The following is a 20,000-nucleotide window of genomic DNA, read 5'->3' on the forward strand; positions in this document are numbered from 1 at the left end:
CCTGAGGCGCCGCACCGGAGTATTTTCGTGAGGGGATCGACGCGACATGCGATCGCCAGATCGGACGATGAAGTCATGACCAGCACAACCGGGTCCCGTGCGATCGACGACGCGATCGCCGCTCTCGACCCAGAGCTCGCGTCGGGTTTGACGAGCATCATCGCCGGCCTCAACCCCGAGGATCTGGCCGAACGCGAACCACGTGACGTGGTCGGTGCCGCGCTCTCGATGCGCTCCCTCGCCGCGCGTCGCGACCGCGGGCAGACTCGGATCGCCGTCTTCACACCGACGCTTAGCGAGGATGGATGGACGTCGCGGCGCACGATCGTGAACATTTGCACCGATGATTCGCCCTTCCTCGTGGATTCTGTCATCGCGGCGGTTGCTCGGCAGGGCCTCGCGGTGGACCTGCTCGTGCATCCCATCGTCGAGGTGCGCCGAAGCGCCGACGGCGAACTGCTCGAGATGGGTGCCCACGGTGGCGACCTCGAATCGTGGATCCACCTGGAGGTCGATCGCGTGCCGACCAGCGAGGGCCGACACCAGCTCGAAGAACGTCTGATGTCGGTGCTGGGTGATGTGCACGCGGCCTTCGACGACTGGCAGGCGATGCGCCGGGCCTGCCTCGACGTCGTCACCGACCTGCGCACCGCGCCGCCGGCGACGGCCGACCCCGCCACGGTCCGCCCGGCCATCGACTTCTTCAGCTGGCTCGCTGACGACAATTTCACGTTCCTCGGCTACCGCGAGTACCGGCTCGAGACCGGCGAAGACGGTGAGGACGTGCTCGTCCCGCTGTCGCACACGGGCCTCGGCATCCTTCGCAAGCCCACCACAGCGATCGCGCGCCTGCGGCCCGAGGCGCAGCGGACCGCGCGCGATCCGCGCCTGCTCACGATCACGAAGGCGAACTCCCGCGCCACGGTGCACCGCGACGTCTATCTCGACTACATCGGCGCGCGCACATTCGATGAGGTCGGCAACGTCACGGGCGAGCGGCGCTTCCTCGGCATGTTCACCTCGGCGGCCTACGCGGCCTCCGTGTCCACGCTCCCCATCGCCTCGACCAAGGTGGCGGCGGTGCTCGAGGCATCCGGATTCCCGCCCCTGTCCCACTCCGGCAAGGATCTCGTGCAGATCCTCGAGCAGTATCCACGTGACGAACTCTTCCAGGACACTCCGGAGCACCTGCTCGAGGTCGCAACCGAAGTGGGCCGCCTTCGCGACCGGCGCCGCGCGCGCGCGTTTCTGCGCCGGGATGAGTTCGGCAGGTTCGTGTCGGCGCTCGTATTTCTGCCGAAGGACCGTTACAACACCACCGTGCGGCTGCGCATCGAAACATTGCTGCGATCGGTGTTCGCGGCCGAGAGCGTCGATCACGCCACATGGGTCGGTGATGCTCCACTGGCGCAGCTGCACTTCGTGGTGCGCGTACCGCGCGGCTCGTCGTTGCCAGACGTCGACGAAGCGGCACTGCAGAGGGACCTGACGAATGCCGTGCGGGGCTGGGATGAGGCGCTCGTCGACGCGCTCCACCACGCCCACGGCGAAGATGAGGCGGCCCGCCTGCTGGGTCGCTATGGCGAGGCGTTCCCGTTGGCGTACAAGGAGGCCGTCACGCCGGAGGAGGCCCTCGATGACATCGCGCTGCTCGAGAGCCTCGAGGCCACAGAGTTCGCGGTTCACCTCAACGTCCCGGAGCGCGACGACCCCGGCCAGCGGGTGTTCACCCTCGTCTCGCACCGTGAGTACCCGCTCACGCAGGTGCTCCCGATCCTCACCGACCTCGGCACTGATGTCGTCGACGAGCACCCGTACGTCGTTACCCTCCCCGGCGGCGAGGTACGCCACATCTCCGACTTCGGGCTGACTGCGCCGAGTGTGGACGGCGGTAGCGCCGAGCGGTGGAACGACCCGGCATGGGGACGGGACTTCGAGGACTCGTTCGCAGCGTCCTGGACCGCCGCTGCCGAGAGCGATCGCCTAAATTCCCTCGTGCTGCTCGCCGGCCTCGACTGGCGCCGGATCGTCATCCTGCGGTCAATCGCGATGTACCTGCGGCAGATCGGCTCCGCCTTCTCCGTCGAATACATCGAGGAGGCTCTGGTCGCGAACCCCGTCCTTTCGGGCGACCTGGTCGGTCTGTTCGAGCTCCGCTTCGATCCGGCTCTCGAACGAGACCGGACGGCGAAGACGGATGCGGCGGAGGCCGAGCTGCTGCGTGCCCTCGACGGTGTCTCGAGTCTCGACGACGACCGCATCCTCCGTTCCTTCATCGGGGTGATCGCCGCGACCTGGCGCACGAACTTCTACCAGCCGGCATCCGACGGCTCGCCGAAGCCGTGGGTGTCGATGAAGCTCGACTGCGCCCGCGTTCCGGGCCTGCCGAAGCCGCACCCGATGGCCGAGATCTGGGTCTACTCGCCAGAGGTCGAGGGCGTCCACCTGCGCTTCGGAAAGGTCGCGCGGGGCGGGCTGCGCTGGAGCGACCGCCGCGAGGACTTTCGGACCGAGGTCCTCGGCCTCGTCAAGGCGCAGATGGTGAAGAACGCCGTGATCGTGCCCACCGGATCCAAGGGCGGGTTCTTCGCGAAGCGTCTTCCGGCGCCCAGCGGCGGGGCGGCATGGCTCGAAGCCGGCAAGGCCGCGTACCGCACCTTCATCCGCGGTCTGCTCGACGTCACGGACAACCGCGTGGGAACCGACATCGTGCCGCCCCGGGGCGTCGTGCGGCATGACGGCGACGACTCCTATCTGGTGGTCGCGGCCGACAAGGGCACCGCATCCTTCTCCGACATCGCCAACGCGATCTCAGAGGGATACGGCTTCTGGCTTGCTGACGCATTCGCGTCGGGCGGATCGGCAGGATACGACCACAAGGCAATGGGGATCACGGCCCGCGGTGCGTGGGAGTCTGTCAAACGGCACTTCCGCGAACTTGGTGTGGACACCCAGACGGAGGACTTCACGGTCGTGGGCGTCGGCGACATGTCGGGCGACGTGTTCGGCAACGGGATGTTGCGGTCGCCCCATATCCGACTGGTCGCGGCGTTCGACCACCGCCACGTGTTCGTCGACCCGCAGCCGGATGCCGCGGCATCCTTCGCGGAACGTCAGCGCCTGTTCGACCTGCCCAGGTCCTCCTGGGACGACTACGATCGCGCGCTCATCTCCGCTGGTGGCGGGGTGTTTCCGCTCACGCTGAAGTCGATCGCCGTCACGGCCCAAATGGCCGAGGCGCTCGGCCTCGACCCCTCGGTGACGACCCTCACGCCGCTCGAGCTCAAGAAGGCCGTGCTGCTGGCCCCCGTCGACCTCTTCTGGAATGGCGGCATCGGCACGTACATCAAGGCGAGCGACGAAACCGACGCTGAGATCGGCGACCGCGGCAACGACGCGATCCGTGTCAAGGGCAACCAGCTGCGAGTGCGGGTGGTCGGCGAGGGCGGCAATCTCGGCGTGAGCCAGCGCGGTCGCATCGAGGCCGCCCAGTCCCGCGTCAGCATCAACACGGACGCGATCGACAACTCGGCGGGAGTGGGGACATCGGACCGCGAAGTGAATATCAAGATCCTGCTCGGCGCCGTCGAACGCGCCGGACGGCTCGACCGGGATGCCCGCAACGTACTCCTCCGCTCCATGACCGAAGAGGTCGCCGTGCAGGTGCTGCGAGACAACTACGAGCAGAACGTGCTGCTCGGAAACTCGCGCGCCAGCGCAGCCGTGATGCTGCCCGTGCACGAACGCCTGATGGAGGTGCTCGAAGCGCGCGACGAACTCGACCGAGAGCTCGAATTCCTTCCGAGTCCGGCTGAGGTGCAGGTGCGCGTGGCCGACGAGCGCGGCCTCACCCGGCCCGAGTTCGCCGTGCTCGTCGCCTACGCGAAGCTCGCGCTCAAGACCGACCTCACCGCAACCCACCTCGCCGATGACCCGTGGTTCGCAGGAACGCTCGCCGACTACTTCCCCGAGCCGATCCGGGACGGGTATGCGGGAGACCTCGCCGCGCATCCGCTGCGCACCGAGATCATCGTGAACTCGGTCGTCAACTCGATGGTCAACCGGGGCGGCATCACCTTCGCATCCCGGGCAGCGGATGAGACGGGTGCGTCGAGCGAGCAGATCACCCGCGCGTACGTTGCGGTGCGGGAGATCTTCGACCTGCGCGGCTTCGTCATCGCCGTCGAGGCCACCGACAACGCGGTGCCCACCGCGGTGCAGACCGATCTGTACCTCACGTTCCGGCGGCTGCTCGATCGCGCCACGCGCTGGTTCGTGCAGCACCGCCCCGACGGGTTCGACATCGGGAGGCAGGTCGAGGACTTCCGAGGTCCGATCACGTCGCTGTGGGCGGATCTCGGCGACCTGCTGCAGGGCGGCGATCTGCGACGCTTCGAGGGGCGGATGCTCGAGCTTCAGGAGGCCCGCGTCCCCGCCGAACTCGCGCGGCACGGAGCGGGCGTGCTCGACGCGTTCTCGCTGCTCGACGTCGTCGAGTGCGCGCGCCTGCGCAGGTGGGACACCCGGAAACTGACCGCCCTCTACTTCGCGCTGTCCGCGCGACTGCGGCTCGAGCAGATCCTGACGAAGACGACCGCGCTGCCGCAGAGCGACCGATGGGGGTCGATGGCCCGTGCGACCATGCGCGACGACCTCTACGCGGTGGTGATCGAACTCACTTCGACGATCGCCCAGCAGACCGCACCGATCGAAGCTGCATCGCGCATCGACGCATGGCTCGACCAGCGCGGTCCATTGGCCCGGCGCACGCTGGAGGAGGCGCTCGCCGCCGCACACGCCGAGGACGGCTCAGGGCTTGCCACCCTCTCTGTGGCGGTCAGGCGTCTGCGTTCGCTCGTGCGGTGAAACCCTCCGGCCCGGTACTCGCCGGAGAGCGCTGTGGCGGCTGTCGCACCCCGCTGACGTGCGGTTCATCATCGGCCACCGCCAATCGGCAGCGCTGCCGCTGCATCCGAGGTCAGTCGGGCCCCCCGGTCGCGGAAAATCCAGGTCCTCGCGACGAGGAAACGGAATGCCGATCCCAGTGCGAGTCCGATGACATTCGCCGATACGTTGTCAGCGAGCACCGACGTCAGGTCGAGGACGTAATGGCTGACGGCGAGGCACAACAGCGAGATCCCGCTACCGACGAGACTGACGACGAAGAACATCACCGCTTCCGAGACCGCGTTCGACCGACGGTGCGCGCGGAACGTCCACCAGCGGTTGCCCGCCCAGTTCGCCATGATCGCCAGGCTGGCGGCGAGCGCCTTGGCGATCAGCACAGCTCCGCCCACATGCCCATCCGTCAGGGATGACTGGCGCAGAAGATTGAAGACGACCACATCCAGAACGAGGCCCAACCCGCCTACGAGCACGAACCTCGCGAGGTCCGCAAGCAGGGAACGCATCCGGCCGTCACGCATGGCTGGCAACCGTGCGGCGTCCGAGTGGCGCGAGTCGGGCGGCAAGGCCCCACATCGTGACCCGCCACATTGCTTCGATGACGATTCGGCCGCGCATCTTCGACGCACCGAGGATCCGGTCGCTGAACGTGATCGGCACTTCTCGCACCCGAAGCCCGGCACAAACGGCTCGCCACAGCAGTTCGATCTGGAAGCAGTACCCCTGGCTGTTCACGCTCTCGAGTTTCAGTGCGAGCAACGCGGATGCTCGATATGCACGGTAGCCGCCCGTCACATCGCGCAGAGGGATGTCGAGCATGACGCGTGCGTATGCGCTGCCTGCGCGCGACAGCAGACGCCGCGATATCGGCCAGTTCTCCACCTTGCCTCCTTCCACCCATCGCGACCCGACCACGAGGTCGCTGTTCTCGATGGCGACGAGCAGGCGGGGCAGGTCCTCGGGGCGGTGTGAGCCGTCGGCATCCGATTCGACGATGAGGTCGTACCCCTGGCGGAGCGCCCACGCGAATCCCTCGAGATATGCACCGCCGAGTCCGGCCCTGACGACTCGATGTGACACGTGCACGTTTCGGAGCTCGTCCGAGAGACGGTCGGCGAGCCATCCGGTACCGTCTGGCGAGTTGTCGTCGACGATCAGGATGTCGACGTCGGGAGCGCTCTGCTGCAAGCGGCGCACGACACCTTCGAGATTCTCCAGCTCGTTGTAGGTGGGCAGGATCACGAGTGTACGAGTAGTCATGATGTCAGTTCCTCGACAGGTCGTAGATGGTGGTGCGGTGTATGAGAACGGCGGAGTCGACGTGGTAGCCGAGACTCTTGAGCAGGGCGACATCCGGCGGTGTTGCGCCGCCGTGTGCGACTTCGATCGCCCACGCCTGCTTGGCATCTGAGGTGCGCGGTGTCACCACGGCGTTCGCGGCGACGGTGTCCCAGAGTCCTGGCCGCTCGTCGAATCGTGCTTCCAGAGCGACATCGTCGAGACTCGCGAACGCGGCTGGGTACAGATCCAGGATGATGCGCGGATCACGTGAGGGTTTGGTTGTCTGATCGAACAGCACCACACCGGCGTGCGCGTTCTGCTGGATGTATTCCGCGACAGCCCGCCAGTCGCTGCCGCCATCTTTCGCCCACGGCGTTCGCTGGCCGAGGTAGACGGGGACGGATGCCGCCACCAGCGTCGCGGTGAGAGCCGCGCTGAGGGTGAGGCGCCGGTGCGGTGCCACGGCCTCGGCGATGGCTGCGATTCCGAGGGCGATGAGCAGCGCCGCTGCAGGCGTGCAGAACGACAGGTAGCGCACGTTGTACATCGGCGAAAGCACGGCGTTGCCGATGAGGAGCCCCGCAGTCGGGATGACCAGCCACGACAGGGCGAGCACCGTCAACCGCATTCGTTGCCCCCGCGGCCGGCGTCCGCCAAGAGCGAGCACCAGCCACCACGTGGCGGCGAGGACGAGCAGCCAAGCGAAGACCGCCGGAAGGGGATACCCGAACCACTGCCTGGTCAGGACGTTAGCGGCGTTGGCGTACTGCCGGCGTGCGAGGAAGCCGATCTGCTCCCGCTGCGTAGCGCCGATCACCATGATCGGAGCGGCGAGCAGCATGGAGAGTGCCGCGAATCGTATCCATCTCCGAAGGGATGCGCTGTACAGCACCGCGACAACGATGCCGTGAACGAGGAGCAGCAGCCCCAGGTAGAGGAAGAGGTACATCGCTCCGGCGCAGGCAACGCCATACGCCAGCCACAGCCGCCTCGACGTTGCACGCCTCAGTGCGTGCCCGAGCAGGACGGTGATCCACACCGCGATGGCGGCGCCGACGGCGTAGGAGCGGGCCTCGGCAGCGATGGCGGTCGAGCGGGGGAGTATCGCGCAGACGATGCCGGCAACCACCGCGATGCGGGTGCCGACGAAACGATTGGCCAGGACGACCGTGCCCGCCGCCATCAGCCCGACACCGATCGCACTCGGAAGGCGGGTCGCCGCTTCGGAGGGGCCGATCATCGCAATCCACACCTTGAGAAACCCGTAATACAGGCCATGCACCGCGTCGACGTGACCGAGCAGAGCTGCGAGACTCGGCCAGGACCGCGAAGCCGAAAGTACACTCGCCGCCTCGTCGCCCCAGTACGAGGGGATCCAGGAACCCGCGAACCCCAGGACCGCGCCGACGATCCCGACGAGCAGAGCAGGATGCCCGAGCCATCTCTGGGTAGGCGAGCGCAATGGCTTGCCGGCTGCCTCGAGCTGGAGCATCCCGATACCTCCTCCCGTGACTAGCTGTGGTGCTTCTGGCCACCATGCCGATCGAGGATCGGAGGCTCATCTGTATCGCGACGATTGGGGCTGAGAAGGCTTTCAGGAAGAGACGGACGGTCTCGTGGAATCGACCCCGCGACGTCATGTCGCTGGCCCGGGAGGATTCGAACTCCCACTGATCAGGTCGCGCTGAGGACTCCTGTCACCAGCAGGATCGTGATGAGGGCCGCAAGTGCGAGCCGGTACCAGATGAACACGGTGATCGGATGCCGCGCCACGAGCCGAAGCAGCCATGCGATGGTCGCGTAGGCGACGATGAAGCTGACGCCTGTTCCCACGATGACCGGTGGCCAACCGATGCTGGCGCTCACGGCCGATGCTTCACTCACGCCTTCGTAGACGCCCGCCCCCACGAGCGCCGGGATCGCCAAGAAGAAGGACAGCCTCGTGGCCGCGACGCGGTTGAGGTTGCGCAGCAGCCCCGCGCTGATGGTCGCGCCGGACCGCGACACCCCCGGGACGAGCGCGATGCATTGCACGAAACCGATGATCAGAGCATCCTTCAGCGTCAGACTCTCCTCGGGGCGCGTCTGTCTGCCGAGACGCTCCGCGACGTACATGACGATGCTCCACAGTGCGAGGCCCGCGACCACCACCCAGAGGTTGCGCAACGGCCCGGCGATCAGATCCCGGGCCAAGAACCCGATGACACCGATGGGAATCGAACCGGCGATCACGTACCAGGCGAACCGATAGTCGGGATTGGTACGCGCCGCTCGGCTGAACAACCCTCGCCACCATGCCGCGATCAGTCGGCCGATATCGGCGCGGAAGTACAAGATCACCGCGACGATCGCGCCGAACTGGATGATCGCCGTAAAGGCCGTCACCCCTGGATCGTCGATCGGCAGCCCGAGCAGGTTCTCGGCGAGCGTCAAGTGCCCGGTGCTCGAGACGGGGAGGAACTCGGTGAGACCTTCGACGAGGCCCAGGATGACGGCGTCCAGGAAGTCCATGCGGGGTGTCCGTTCTGTCGGGTGGCAGATGATCAACCGCGCTGTCGGTGTGCTCAGGTTATGGGTGCGTGCCGACGCCAGTGGTGTGTCTGAAGGAAGTCTCAGACTCGCCAAGTCGACCACGGCTCGTTCCCCAGTGGCGTTGGAAAGGATCATGGCGGAGGTGCCATGCGAATCCTGCTGGTGGAGGACGACGCGCTGCTTGCCGCGACCGTCGCGCAACTGCTGCGCGAAGCCGGTTACGCCGTCGACGTCGAATCGGATGCCGCGTCCGGACTGGCGACGTTCGAGATAGAGCCGGTCGATCTCGCCGTGCTCGACGTGCGGCTGCCTGGCATGGCAGGTGGCGGGGTCGAGCTATGCCGGGGCATTCGGGATGCGGCAGCGGACACCCCGATCCTGATGCTCACGGCGATCAGCGCCCGCGCGACGATCGTGCAGTGCCTGGATGCCGGCGCCGACGACTACCTCGTCAAGCCGTTCCACGTCGAGGAACTGCTCGCCCGCGTGCGCGCGCTCCTGCGCCGCGCCCCCACCACGATTCCCCCTCGGCTCACCGTGGGGTCACTGACGCTCGACCCGGGCCGCCGCGCCGTGGAGCGTCGCGGCCGCATCATCCCGCTCAGCCCGAAGGAGTTCTCCGTGCTGGACTACCTGATGCGACACCCGGATTCCGTGGTGACGAGCAGCGAGCTCATCGACCACGCGTGGGATCGCAACTACGAGGGATACAGCAACGTGGTGCCCACCTACATCCGCTACCTGCGCCGCAAACTCGCCGTACCTGGTGCGGCCGACCCCATCGTCACCCACCGTGGCGCCGGGTACTCGGTGACCAGCGAGGCGTCGTGATTCTGCGACGCGCCCGCTGGCGTCTCACGCTCGGCTTCACGGCAGTCCAGCTGATCACCTTCGCCGTGTTCGCCGTCTCCGTCTACGCGTTCGTCACCACGACGTTCGACTTCGACGCAATCGAAGACGGCGGGTCAGCCCCGACCGCTGAGGCGGGCTTTTCGACACTTCGGACTGCTCTGCTCATCGCGTTCACCGGCCTCCTGCTGATTGCGCCCCTGTCGAGCTGGATCCTCGCCGGCATCGCGATGAAACCGGTCGCGGCTGCGCTCGCCGCCCAGCGACGATTCGTCGACGACGCATCTCACGAACTGCGAACGCCGTTGACGGCCATCCAAGCTCAGCTCGAGCTGGCGCTGCTGCGGCCCAGAAGCGTCGCCGAGTATCGGGACGCGTGCGAGAAGGCGCTCGAGGCGACGCACGCCCTCGGTGCAATTGCGGACGATCTGCTGGTCGCTTCAGAAGACGCCCGCGAGCGCTCGGATCTCAGCTTCGTCGCGATCGGCGACGCGGTCCAGCGAGCTCGAGCACTGCTCGTGCGGCCGGACCGGGTGATGATCGATGTGACCGGTCAGCCGAAAGTCGAGGCATCCGCTGCAGCCGTGCAGCGAGTGCTGCTGAACATCCTCGTGAACGCATGCCGCTACTCCGTTGATGAAGCTCCCGTCGTCGTGCGAATTTTCACGAAAGGGCGGTGGGCTGTCGTCGAGGTCGAGGACCACGGCATTGGAATGACGCGGTACGAGTCACGACGTGCGTTCGATCGGTTTTGGCAGGCAGATCCTTCGCGTGCAACCGAGGGGAGCGGACTCGGCTTGTCGATCGTCCAAGACATCGTGAACTCGCTGCGCGGCGATATCTCACTCAGCTCGATGCCGGGGGTGGGCACGGTGGTGCGCTTGCGGCTGCCCCTCTCACGTTCATCTCACGATCCCCTCCGTAGCGTCGAGGCGACGGCAGATTCCGTCTGAGAGGAAGTCACACATGGAAGCCGAAAAGAAGAAGAAGGTCCGGCTCGCGATCGGATCGGGCATTGCCGCAGTCGTGCTGGCATCGGGTCTGGCGATCGGGATCCCCGCCCTCGCGCAGGCATCCTCATCGTCGCCGTCGCCGTCGCCGTCGTCGACCGAGGTCGGGGTCGACGATGGCACGAACGACGGTGAGACTGCCGACGATCAGGGCATCGAGGATGGCACGAACGACGGTGAGACCGCCGACGATGAAGGCATCGAGGATGGCACGAACGACGGTGAGACCGCCGACGATGAAGGCATTGAGGATGGCACGAACGACGGTGAGACCGCCGACGACTGATTGGATTCCCCGCGCCGACCGTCCCTCGCCCACATGAGGAACGGTCGGCGTGCTGTGCTCAGGTCACCGCATCGAAGAGTCTCCTTGTTCAGCCCAGCCTGAGCGCGATCTCAGCAGCGCTGCGGACTCACGTGGCCGACAGATCGTTCGCCGCGATGAGAGCGTGTTGCTGGACGGCGCGCCGAAGATCGGCGATGACGGCCCAAACGAGTACGGCCACGGAGGCACCGAGAACGGCGCCGGCGGACACGTCGGTGAGCCAGTGCGCTGACAGGTATGTGCGGCTCCACGCCATCGCCATCACCCACAGCACGGCGGCCAGCCACATCGCATCCGCTCGGATCAGCAGCGCCAGCACCACCATGACCGTCGCTGCGAGCGTCGTGTGCCCCGACGGGAAGGACGTCATCGCGTCGGTGACGAGAGAATCCGGGGGTCGGGGTCGCGCGAACGAGACCTTCAGGACGCCCGTGATCGCCTGCGATGTCAGCATCGCCGCAGTGACGGTGAGTGCATCCCACGGTCGGCGGGCGGCGAGGAAGCCGACGACGATGACGATTCCGATCACCGTCATCGCAGTCACACCGCCGACGACGTCGAAAGCGAGCGCAACAGCCAGCCACGATTCCGTCCGCCAGGTGAGCATCAGATCATGCCACCACGTATCGATCGCGAGCGGGCCATTGCCGAGCGCGTTGATGCCGACGCCCAAGAGGATGACCGCCACGCCTCCGGCAAGCCCACTCGCGATAAGCGTGGTACGAAAACGCATCCACGCCTCCGTCACCTTGTCGTCGCCTCGTCCGACGAGTCCGGACGATCGACGCTAGAACGAGGCCCTGATCATTCGGGGTGATTCAAGCCCTCGCGCCTGAGAGAACACTCAGGACTTCGCTGCGCGGACCAAGACGTTGATGTCGGAAGGTCGCTGAGCGATTCCTCCCGGCATCCGGAGCAAAGTTGTTGCGGTGAGCGCGCCGGCCGCGAGGATTCCGGCGAGCACCACGAGCTGGAACCGCCCGGCTTCGAAGGGGGAGGCTCCGGCGAAGATCGCCCCCACGAACGCTCCGGGAAGGACCACGATCCCGGTCGTCCGGGTCTGGTCGATCGAGGGGAGCATCGCGGTGCGAATCGCACCGCGAGCAAGGCCTCGGGTGGACTCCCATCTGGAGGCCCCCAGTGCGAGCCACCCTTCAACCTCATCCCAATGATCGTGGACCGCACCCCGGTAGAGACGTTCAGTGAGGATGGCGACTGTCATGGTGTTGCCGATGATGATGCCGCCGATCGCCAGGGCATATCGCGGGGTGAGCTCGAGCGCACCGGTGGCGAAAGCGACGGTCATCACCGTCAGCGGCCCGAGCAGCATCGCCAGCGCCAACAGCGGTACGCCGCGCCACGGGATGCGCGAGCGGCGCGCCGCGGTCCAGACCGCGGCGATGAGCATGACCATCAACCCCAGCCCGACGAGGAGCGGGCTGTCGATGATGCCGGCGAGGACCAGGCTCAGCAATGACAGCTGGAGCACCGCGCGGGCCAGCGCCCACACTCCGGCCCACGGGGCGGGCACCCGCATCGCAATCAAAGCGACTGTCGCGACCGCGGCGAGGACGACAACGGCCAACACGGTCGAAAGCCAGGGCGGCAGAGCATCCATGGAGCCGACCCTAGTCACCGCCTCGATGCGCGGCCGCCCGGACCGTGCCGGCGCAGGCCGCTGAGTCCCACGGCTGAGAACACTTTCAGGAATCGCATCGAAGCAGGATTCCTGAGAGAACGCTCACGCCGCGCCGCTCCAGCCAGGGGAAACGCCAAGCCGCCGTCGGAAAGGTGACGGCATGACCAACACCATGCCGGAGCACATCCGAACCATTCTCTTCAACCGCGTCCCAGAGGTGACCCTCGCCTTCTGGGTCATAAAGATCCTGTCGACCACCACCGGAGAGACGTTCGCCGACTACCTCAACGTGGATGTCGGCCTCGGCCTCACGGTGACGACCTGGATCATGGGTGCGCTGCTGGCGATCGCCCTGGCCGCGCAGTTCGCAACGAAGCGGTATAAGTCCGGGATCTACTGGACAGTCGTGGTGCTGATCAGCATCGTCGGCACGCTGCTCACCGACAACCTGACGGACGTGCTCGGTGTGGAACTCTGGGTCAGCACGTTGATCTTCAGCGCAGTCCTGGCCATCACCTTCGGCATCTGGTTCTCTCGCGAGCGCACCCTCTCGATCCACACCATCTTCACCCGTCGCCGCGAGGCGTTCTACTGGGTGGCGATCCTCTTCACCTTCGCGCTCGGCACCGCCGCAGGGGACCTCATCTCGGAGGGTCTCGGGCTCGGATACCTGATCGGCACCATCTTGTTCTCAGCCCTCATTGCGGTAGTGGTGATCGCGCGCTTCGCCTTCAAGGCCAACGTGGTGTTCTGCTTCTGGGCCGCCTACATTCTCACCCGCCCGCTCGGCGCCTCGATCGGCGACCTGCTCTCGCAGGAGCCGGCAGACGGCGGATTGGGCCTGGGCACCACGGTGACAAGCGTTGTCTTCCTAGTCCTCATCGTGGGGATCGCGATCTTCCTCGGAATGAAGGTCCGTCGCCAGCGTGTCTCTGCCGTGGCTGAATTCGGCGGAACGCCAGCCGCCGCAGCGTGGGCGGAGGTCCCGGCGTAGACCCGTTCACGGTCAGCCCTCCTTGCGCGTCACCGTAGGATCACAGCAGGCAAGGAGGTCGGACCCATGTCGCTGCGCATTCTGACCGTCGAGGACGAGCCCGAGATGGCCGACCTGCTCGCCCGCGGACTTCGCGCCGAGGGCTACAGCGTGGATGTCGCCGACAACGGCATCGATGCGCTGACCCGCGCGAAGGACGGCAACTACGACATCGCAGTTCTCGATGTCATGCTGCCCGGGATGACGGGAATCGAGGTCTGCCGGTGGCTGCGGCGCCAGAACGACGGTCTGGCGATCATCCTGCTCACCGCCCGTGACGCCGTCGATGACCGCGTCGCAGGGCTGGACGCCGGTGCCGATGACTATCTGACGAAACCGTTCGAATTCGCCGAACTCGCCGCCCGACTGCGGGCTCTCCGTCGACGAGATGCGATCGGTGCCTCCCGGCTCGACATCGGCGGTTTGCAGATCGACATGCTCCGGCATGAGATCTCCGCGGGTGGCAGAGAGCTCCGGCTCAGTCGCACGGAGTTCGACCTGCTCAGGCTGCTGGCGATCAACACCGGTCAGGTGATGCCGCGCTCAGAGATCCTCGACTCGATCTGGGGATCCGCGAGCTACATCGATGCCAACATCGTGGACCAGTACGTCAGCTACGTCCGCCGGAAGCTCGAGGCGGTGGGCGCGCCCGTCCGGATCGCCACGACGCGAGGCGTCGGCTACGAGCTGATCTCCGACGTCTCGTGAACCTCTCACGGCTGTCGATCCGCGCCCGCATCACGTGGGGCAGCCTGCTGATCGCGATCATGATCTCAGTCGTCGTGGGGATCGTGATCTTCACGCAGGTCGAGCGCATCGTCAGCGAAGGTCAGCAGCGTCTCCTCGTGGGGATCGAGGGCCCATATGTCACGGCGATCAATGGCGGTGACACGCATGAGATGGACCTCCCCGGACCGGGTCAATTCGTGGCCGTCGTAGATCCCTCGGGGGCGGTGGTCCTCAACACCCTTCCCGACGCGCTTGCCGATCAGGTTGCGACGATCGCGGAGCGTTCCGACAGTGTGCGAACGCTCGGCGATGACTATCTGGTCCGGTCGGCATCGGTGTCCACCACCGATGGCGCGTGGCAGGTGATCACCGCGAGCGACAACGACGAGGAGGTCCTGCGGGCCGTTGCGCTGCTCCTCATCGGCAGCCTCACGGTGATCAACGTCGCATTCGGTGCGGCTGCATGGCTCATCGGATCGGCGGCGCTCGCCCCCGTGACCCGCCTTCGACGGAGTGCCGAGGAGTTGGTCACCAGCCCCGGTACGGACCTCCTGCCAGTCGGACCGGCCGAAGACGAGATCGCCGAACTCGCCGCGACCCTCAACGAGCTGATCGGCGATCTGCGCGCGTCAGCGGAACGCGAACGACAGATCGTCTCGGACGCTAGCCATGAATTCCGGACACCCCTCGCCATCATCCAGACTCGCCTCGAGCTTGCCCAGCGTCAGGCCGAGAATCTCCCCGACATGAAGGCGGATGTCGCCGCCGCGCAGAAGACGCTGTCCCGCCTCTCGTCGCTGGCGACGTCCATGCTCGAGTTGTCTCGTATCGAGTCCCAAGCTGAGCCGGGCAGATCATCGGCCGCCGACTTGGCGCGTGAACTCGCGGATGCCGCTGACCGTGGGCGCCAACGAGCGGCGGCCCGCGACATCCGCATCGACTACTCAGCCGATGTCGGCGGCGACGCCATCGTCAATGTGAGTGAGTCTGACTTCGGACGCGTGTGCGACAACCTGGTCGGAAACGCCCTGGAAGCGGTCGGCGACGCTGGCAGCATCGAGATGCGCCTCGTGAAAGTGGGTGACGCCCTCCGGCTCACGGTGAGCGACGACGGCGGCGGGATGGACCCGGCCTACGTTCCTCATGCCTTCGATCGCTTCTCCCGAGAAAGCAAAGCGCGCACCCGAGGCGGTACAGGGCTCGGACTATCGATCGTGGCGGGCATCGCGGCCCTCTCCGGAGGCACGGCCGCCCTCCACAATCAGCCCGGCGTCGGGCTCCGCGTTGATGTGACTCTCCCGGACGTCAGCTCTGATCCAGCCTGACAGCACAGCTGGCAGGCTCTATCAACTGACCCTGTCGCCGCGGCTGGGTGTGACAGGTGTCGCGCGAGTGCACTTCAACTGGCAGAGTGGCCTCGTGGAGCGACCGCGAGGGTGGGTCCGACGTGTGATGGCCGGTGCGGTCGCCACACTTCTTACTGCCGCCGCGCTGGTAGCCGTTACCGCGGCACCCGCGTCGGCGGTCGACCCGCTCCCCAAACCCTTCAATCCCTGCACAGTGCGGGCTCGGAGTCACACTTGTCCTCGACGCGAGTGGGTCCGTTCAGTCGTCGAACGCGGTGGGAGCGGTGCGCGCCGCTGCGGAGGCCTTTCTCGAAGCATTCCAGGACACCGGGTCGACGGCTCGGGTCACCCAGTTCGCGAGCCTCTCGGAAGAGCTCGCGCCGAGGGAGATCGTGGATGCCGCCAGCATGCAGAACGGTGGTCTCTTCCGGGAGGCGATCAACGGGTACTACAACCCCATCCCTCCTCGTCCTTCCGACGTCGAGATCAAGCGCTACAACAACGGGAGTGCCTCGAGCGCAGGGAGCTGGCAGAGCTCCAATTCCAGCAACCAGTACACAAACTGGGATCAGTCGCTTCGGGACGTCGCGACCGCTCCGGGCGGCCCGGGGGATCTCGTGGTCTACATCACCGATGGGGACCCGACCGCGTACGACTTCAATCGCCCGGGTGACCCGTTCAGTCCAGGGCCTCCACCCGATGTGGGGGTCGGCACGGACAAGAACAGCACCGTCGCGCGGCTCACCCTGGACCGGGCCGTCGAACGCGCCAACCAGGTGAAGACCGCGGGCGGCCGTGTGCTGGCCCTGGGCGTCGGTGCGGCGCTTCAGAACCAAGCAAGCGTTGACCGCCTCATCCAGATCTCCGGGCCCGATGTCGCTGACACGATCGACGAGTTCGATGTCGAGACGACGGATGTGGCACTGATTGCCGATTTCGATGACCTCGCTGAGGCCGTCCGGGCACTCGTGCTCGATCTGTGCTCTCCCTCGCTCACGATCCGCAAGTTCGCCCAGTCGGCGACCGACGCGTCCTACCAGCCGGCCTCCGGCTGGGACATGACGGTCACCCCGACGGTCGAGGGCGGGTTCGACTGGGTTCTGCCGGCTGGTGCGACGCCGCCCTCCACGACCGTGACCACCAGCACGAACGGCTTCGCGCAATTCCAATGGGAGCCCACCGCTGAGGACGCGACATCCGATGCGCTCGTCGTGGAAGATCTGGTCTCCGGATTCAGCCCCGGCAGACCGGGAGACGCCAACGACTTCCGGTGCGAGTTCCGCAACTCCGCAGGCGAAACCAGAGTGGTCACCGGCGAACTGACGGACGGCGGGACCACGGCGTCGTTCAACCTGACGGGCGTCGGCAATGAGATCGGAACGTGCTCCGTCTACAACTCGTTCGACTATGCGCCGGACATCGCGATAACGAAAGTCAACTCGCCCGCCAGTGTCCGTGCGGACCTGACCCCGCCGGCCGTCGTGCGATCGTCGTACGTGGTCACGAACCCGGGCAACACGCCGCTGGGCAACGTCACGCTGACCGATGACAAGTGCGCACCGGTGCAGCCCGTGCTCAACGGTTTGTTCAACGTCGGCGACCTCAACGGCAATGCGCGTTTGGAGACGACGGAGAGCTGGCAGTTCGTCTGCGACCGCGCCGCACGGGCGTCGGCGGGCAACATCGGCCCCGTGAACGTGGAGAACATCGCGACGGTGCACGGCACAGATCCCGCCGGCGCAACCGTGACGGACGCCGCGACTGACGATGTCGATGCGTTCGTGCCGCGCATCCAACTCACCAAGCTCGTGAACGGAGAGGAGTCCGTCACGGTGGCGGCGGGAACCACGGTCACCTACACCTACCAGGTCGTCAACACGGGCAGCACACCCCTGCAGTCGCTGACCCTGACCGACGACACACCCCCATGCCAGAGCCCCGTCCTCACACCACCTCCGGACGGCAACCTGGTGCTCGCGGTCGGTGAGACATGGAACTACACCTGCACGGCCGCCCCGACCACGTCGGTGGTGAACACGGCGACTGTCAGCGGCATCCCCATCGACCCGACGACTGGCGTTCCCTTCACCGGCCTGAATCCGCCGGTCACCGATACCGACATCGCCGAGGTGAACACGATCACTCCCGACCTCGTCCTGACCAAGGGGGTCGATCAGTCCGTGGTCTTCCCGGGCACGACCGTCCCATACACCTACGCGGCGACGAACAGCGGCACTGCGGATCTGCGGAACGACACCGGGAGCGCCGGCTGGGTCGCCGACAACCGCTGCGCCCCTGTCCAGCAGGTCGTGACGGCGGGTTTCAACGTCGGCGACGTCAACGCAGACACCCTCCTCAGCGTTGGAGAGACCTGGCAGTTCACGTGCCAGACCGCGATAGCCGTCCCGACGCTCAATCTGGCGACGATCGTCGCGCAGCCGGTCGCAGCCGGCGTCCCGGTCGGCGGCCCCCTGACTCGCGTTGACGTCGCATTCGTCGATGTCGTGCGGCCTGGCATCGAGATCGTGAAGACCGCCCTCATCCCGACCGTCCTCGATTCGGACGCCACCCCGTTCGACGGACCGGACTTCCCGGATCCGCGCCCTGCCCAGTACCTCTATGAGGTGTCGAACTCCGGCACCGTGCCACTGCGGGACGTGGCTCCGACCGATGATCATTGCGAGTCCGTCGAATTCGTCGACGGCGATTTCGACATAGACGACATACTGGACGTCGACGAGGTCTGGTCGTATTTCTGCGAGACCGCCCAGCTCCAGCGCGAGCAGGGCACACCTCCACCGCTGGGGGCGGAATCGGGACTCGTGATCAACACAGCGACGGTGACAGGGGTGCCCTTCCTGCCGGATGACCCGGCGAGCACCGGGCCCACGCAGACCGCGACCGACACCGCGCAGGTGCTGGTGGTTCAACCCGCCATCGCGATCACCAAGACAGCATCCGCCGCCGTCGTCCAGACGGACGGGGCCGTCACGTACACCGTGGCCGTCAGCAACACCGGCGACGTCGGCCTCGATGTGATCGGTCCGATCGACGACAAATGCGCCCTGGAGCCCGTCGACGAGAACGGGGATGGCATCATCGACGGCGACCAGGCACCCGGGCATCCGTCACCGGGGAACGGCATTCTGGATGGGGCGAACACCGCCGATCCCGAGACATGGACCTACACATGCACCCGGGTGATCGGCCTCCCAGCCGCGCCGGACACCACTGACGTCAACACCGCGTCCGTGGTCGGCGTCGACACCCTCGGCAACAGTTACCAAGCCGAGGCCAGCGCCGAGGTCGCGGTCCTCGACCCGGCCATCAACCTCGTCAAGACGGTCAGCGACAACCTCGTGCTCACAGGTAGCGGCGTGAATTACACCTTTGAGGTCACGAATGTCGGCCGCAGCCCCGTGGCGGCGGATGATGTGCTCGCCGATGTCATCCTCACCGACGTGGCGAACCCGGCGGCCCCATCGTGCTCGGCACCCACCTTCGTCGGCGGTGATGACACCGGGGACGGACTGCTCGATCGCGATCCCGCGGAGGTGTGGACGTACGAGTGCGCAACGGTGATCAGCGCGCCGACCACGAACCTCGCGGTGGTGGAGGGGATTGGCGGCACCACTCTGGGACTGCAGCTGCCCGTTTCCGCGTCCGACGTCGAATTCGTCCAGACCTTCAACCCGGCGATCGAAGTGCTGAAGACCGCCAACCCTACTCAGACGGTTGCGGGCGGTGAGGTGGTCTACAGCTATGAGGTCCGCAACACCGGCGATGTGCCGCTGGCCGATGTCGCTGACCGGATCACCGACGACACCTGCGCCCCCGTGCAGTATCGCAGCGGCGATGATGATGGGGACGGTCTGCTCGATACCCCGCTGAGCATCTTCGAAGACTCCGCAGACGAGGTCTGGCGGTTCGAGTGCACAACCACGGTTGGCGAGACCACCACCAACACGGTCGTCGTCGAGGGAACTCCGACCGACCCTGTCGGTGAGCGACTGTGCGAAGACGTGGCCGAGCCCGAGGACGACGGGCAGGTCATCGCGCTCGCGATCACCACGTGTGACCCGACCGATCAGGATGTCGCCACCGTCACCGTGGTGCCGCCACTGCCGCCGACGGGGGGACAGCTCATGTGGCCGCTGCTCGCGCTGGGGCCTCTTCTCATCGCGGTCGGCGCGTTCGCCGTCATCGCGGCACGCCGGGCTGCCCGACAGCTCGGCTAGCCGGCTGCCGTCCGCCTGGTCGCACCCGCCGGGATGTGAACAACGGCGTGACAAGTGAGGAGATCACGTGCCGGCGAGGTGACGTCTGCAGACTCGGGTGCACATCCCACCGT

Annotated in this window: 14 protein-coding genes; 8 read left to right on the plus strand and 6 right to left on the minus strand. The window is 66.5% G+C overall.

From position 1 onward, the window contains the following. Positions 1-75: 75 nt before the first annotated feature. Positions 76-4,866: an NAD-glutamate dehydrogenase gene (locus ABD188_RS05680; RefSeq protein ID WP_344059371.1), complete on the plus strand. Its 4,791-nt coding sequence runs from the start codon at positions 76-78 to the stop codon at positions 4,864-4,866. A 68-nt stretch (positions 4,867-4,934) separates the two neighbouring features. Here the strand turns inward: ABD188_RS05680 and ABD188_RS05685 are convergent, their stop codons facing one another. The 4 genes from ABD188_RS05685 to ABD188_RS05700 form a co-directional block, all read right to left on the minus strand. Beyond that, complete coding sequence (locus tag ABD188_RS05685) at positions 4,935-5,426, minus strand: GtrA family protein (RefSeq protein WP_344059373.1); 492 nt, start codon at positions 5,424-5,426, stop codon at positions 4,935-4,937. Then, positions 5,419-6,165, minus strand: a complete 747-nt coding sequence (locus ABD188_RS05690; RefSeq protein WP_344059375.1) for a polyprenol monophosphomannose synthase — start codon at positions 6,163-6,165, stop codon at positions 5,419-5,421. Before ABD188_RS05690 ends, ABD188_RS05685 begins: the two co-directional genes overlap by 8 nt. A 4-nt stretch (positions 6,166-6,169) precedes the next feature. Beyond that, on the minus strand, positions 6,170-7,678 hold the full coding sequence (locus ABD188_RS05695) for a glycosyltransferase family 39 protein (RefSeq protein WP_344059377.1): 1,509 nt from the start codon (positions 7,676-7,678) through the stop codon (positions 6,170-6,172). A gap of 182 nt (positions 7,679-7,860) precedes the next feature. Next, positions 7,861-8,697, minus strand: a complete 837-nt coding sequence (locus ABD188_RS05700; protein WP_344059378.1) for an undecaprenyl-diphosphate phosphatase — start codon at positions 8,695-8,697, stop codon at positions 7,861-7,863. Positions 8,698-8,865: 168 nt separating this feature from the next. On the opposite strand from ABD188_RS05700, the gene ABD188_RS05705 reads away from it, so the two are divergent. From ABD188_RS05705 to ABD188_RS05715, 3 genes are read left to right on the plus strand one after another with little or no spacing between them, the layout of a single operon-like run. Continuing rightward, positions 8,866-9,549: a response regulator transcription factor gene (locus tag ABD188_RS05705; protein WP_344059379.1), complete on the plus strand. Its 684-nt coding sequence runs from the start codon at positions 8,866-8,868 to the stop codon at positions 9,547-9,549. Further along, positions 9,546-10,520, plus strand: a complete 975-nt coding sequence (locus ABD188_RS05710) for a sensor histidine kinase (protein WP_344059380.1) — start codon at positions 9,546-9,548, stop codon at positions 10,518-10,520. Before ABD188_RS05705 ends, ABD188_RS05710 begins: the two co-directional genes overlap by 4 nt. A 13-nt stretch (positions 10,521-10,533) precedes the next feature. Then, a complete protein-coding gene (locus tag ABD188_RS05715) occupies positions 10,534-10,863 on the plus strand; it encodes a hypothetical protein (RefSeq protein ID WP_344059382.1) in 330 nt (109 codons plus the stop codon). Positions 10,864-10,990: 127 nt separating this feature from the next. Here ABD188_RS05715 and ABD188_RS05720 read toward each other — a convergent pair whose 3' ends face one another. Then, complete coding sequence (locus tag ABD188_RS05720) at positions 10,991-11,635, minus strand: phosphatase PAP2 family protein (protein ID WP_344059383.1); 645 nt, start codon at positions 11,633-11,635, stop codon at positions 10,991-10,993. A 111-nt stretch (positions 11,636-11,746) separates the two neighbouring features. Continuing rightward, positions 11,747-12,520, minus strand: a complete 774-nt coding sequence (locus ABD188_RS05725) for an ABC transporter permease (protein WP_344059384.1) — start codon at positions 12,518-12,520, stop codon at positions 11,747-11,749. A 181-nt stretch (positions 12,521-12,701) separates the two neighbouring features. Between ABD188_RS05725 and ABD188_RS05730 the strand changes: the two genes are divergently transcribed. From ABD188_RS05730 to ABD188_RS05745, 4 genes are all read left to right on the plus strand, one after another. Beyond that, the gene (locus ABD188_RS05730) at positions 12,702-13,535 is read left to right on the plus strand and encodes a COG4705 family protein (RefSeq protein ID WP_344059386.1); all 834 of its coding nucleotides are present in this window, start codon (positions 12,702-12,704) and stop codon (positions 13,533-13,535) included. A gap of 66 nt (positions 13,536-13,601) precedes the next feature. Beyond that, positions 13,602-14,282: a response regulator transcription factor gene (locus ABD188_RS05735; protein ID WP_344059388.1), complete on the plus strand. Its 681-nt coding sequence runs from the start codon at positions 13,602-13,604 to the stop codon at positions 14,280-14,282. Beyond that, complete coding sequence (locus ABD188_RS05740) at positions 14,279-15,628, plus strand: sensor histidine kinase (protein WP_344059390.1); 1,350 nt, start codon at positions 14,279-14,281, stop codon at positions 15,626-15,628. The genes ABD188_RS05735 and ABD188_RS05740 overlap by 4 nt, the downstream gene beginning before the upstream one ends. Positions 15,629-15,933: 305 nt before the next feature. Continuing rightward, entirely contained in the window at positions 15,934-19,887 is a 3,954-nt protein-coding gene (locus ABD188_RS05745) for a DUF7507 domain-containing protein (protein WP_344059393.1), read from the plus strand. Positions 19,888-20,000: the final 113 nt, after the last annotated feature.

It is taken from the genome of Microbacterium pumilum (genome assembly GCF_039530225.1).
Classification (GTDB): domain Bacteria; phylum Actinomycetota; class Actinomycetes; order Actinomycetales; family Microbacteriaceae; genus Microbacterium; species Microbacterium pumilum.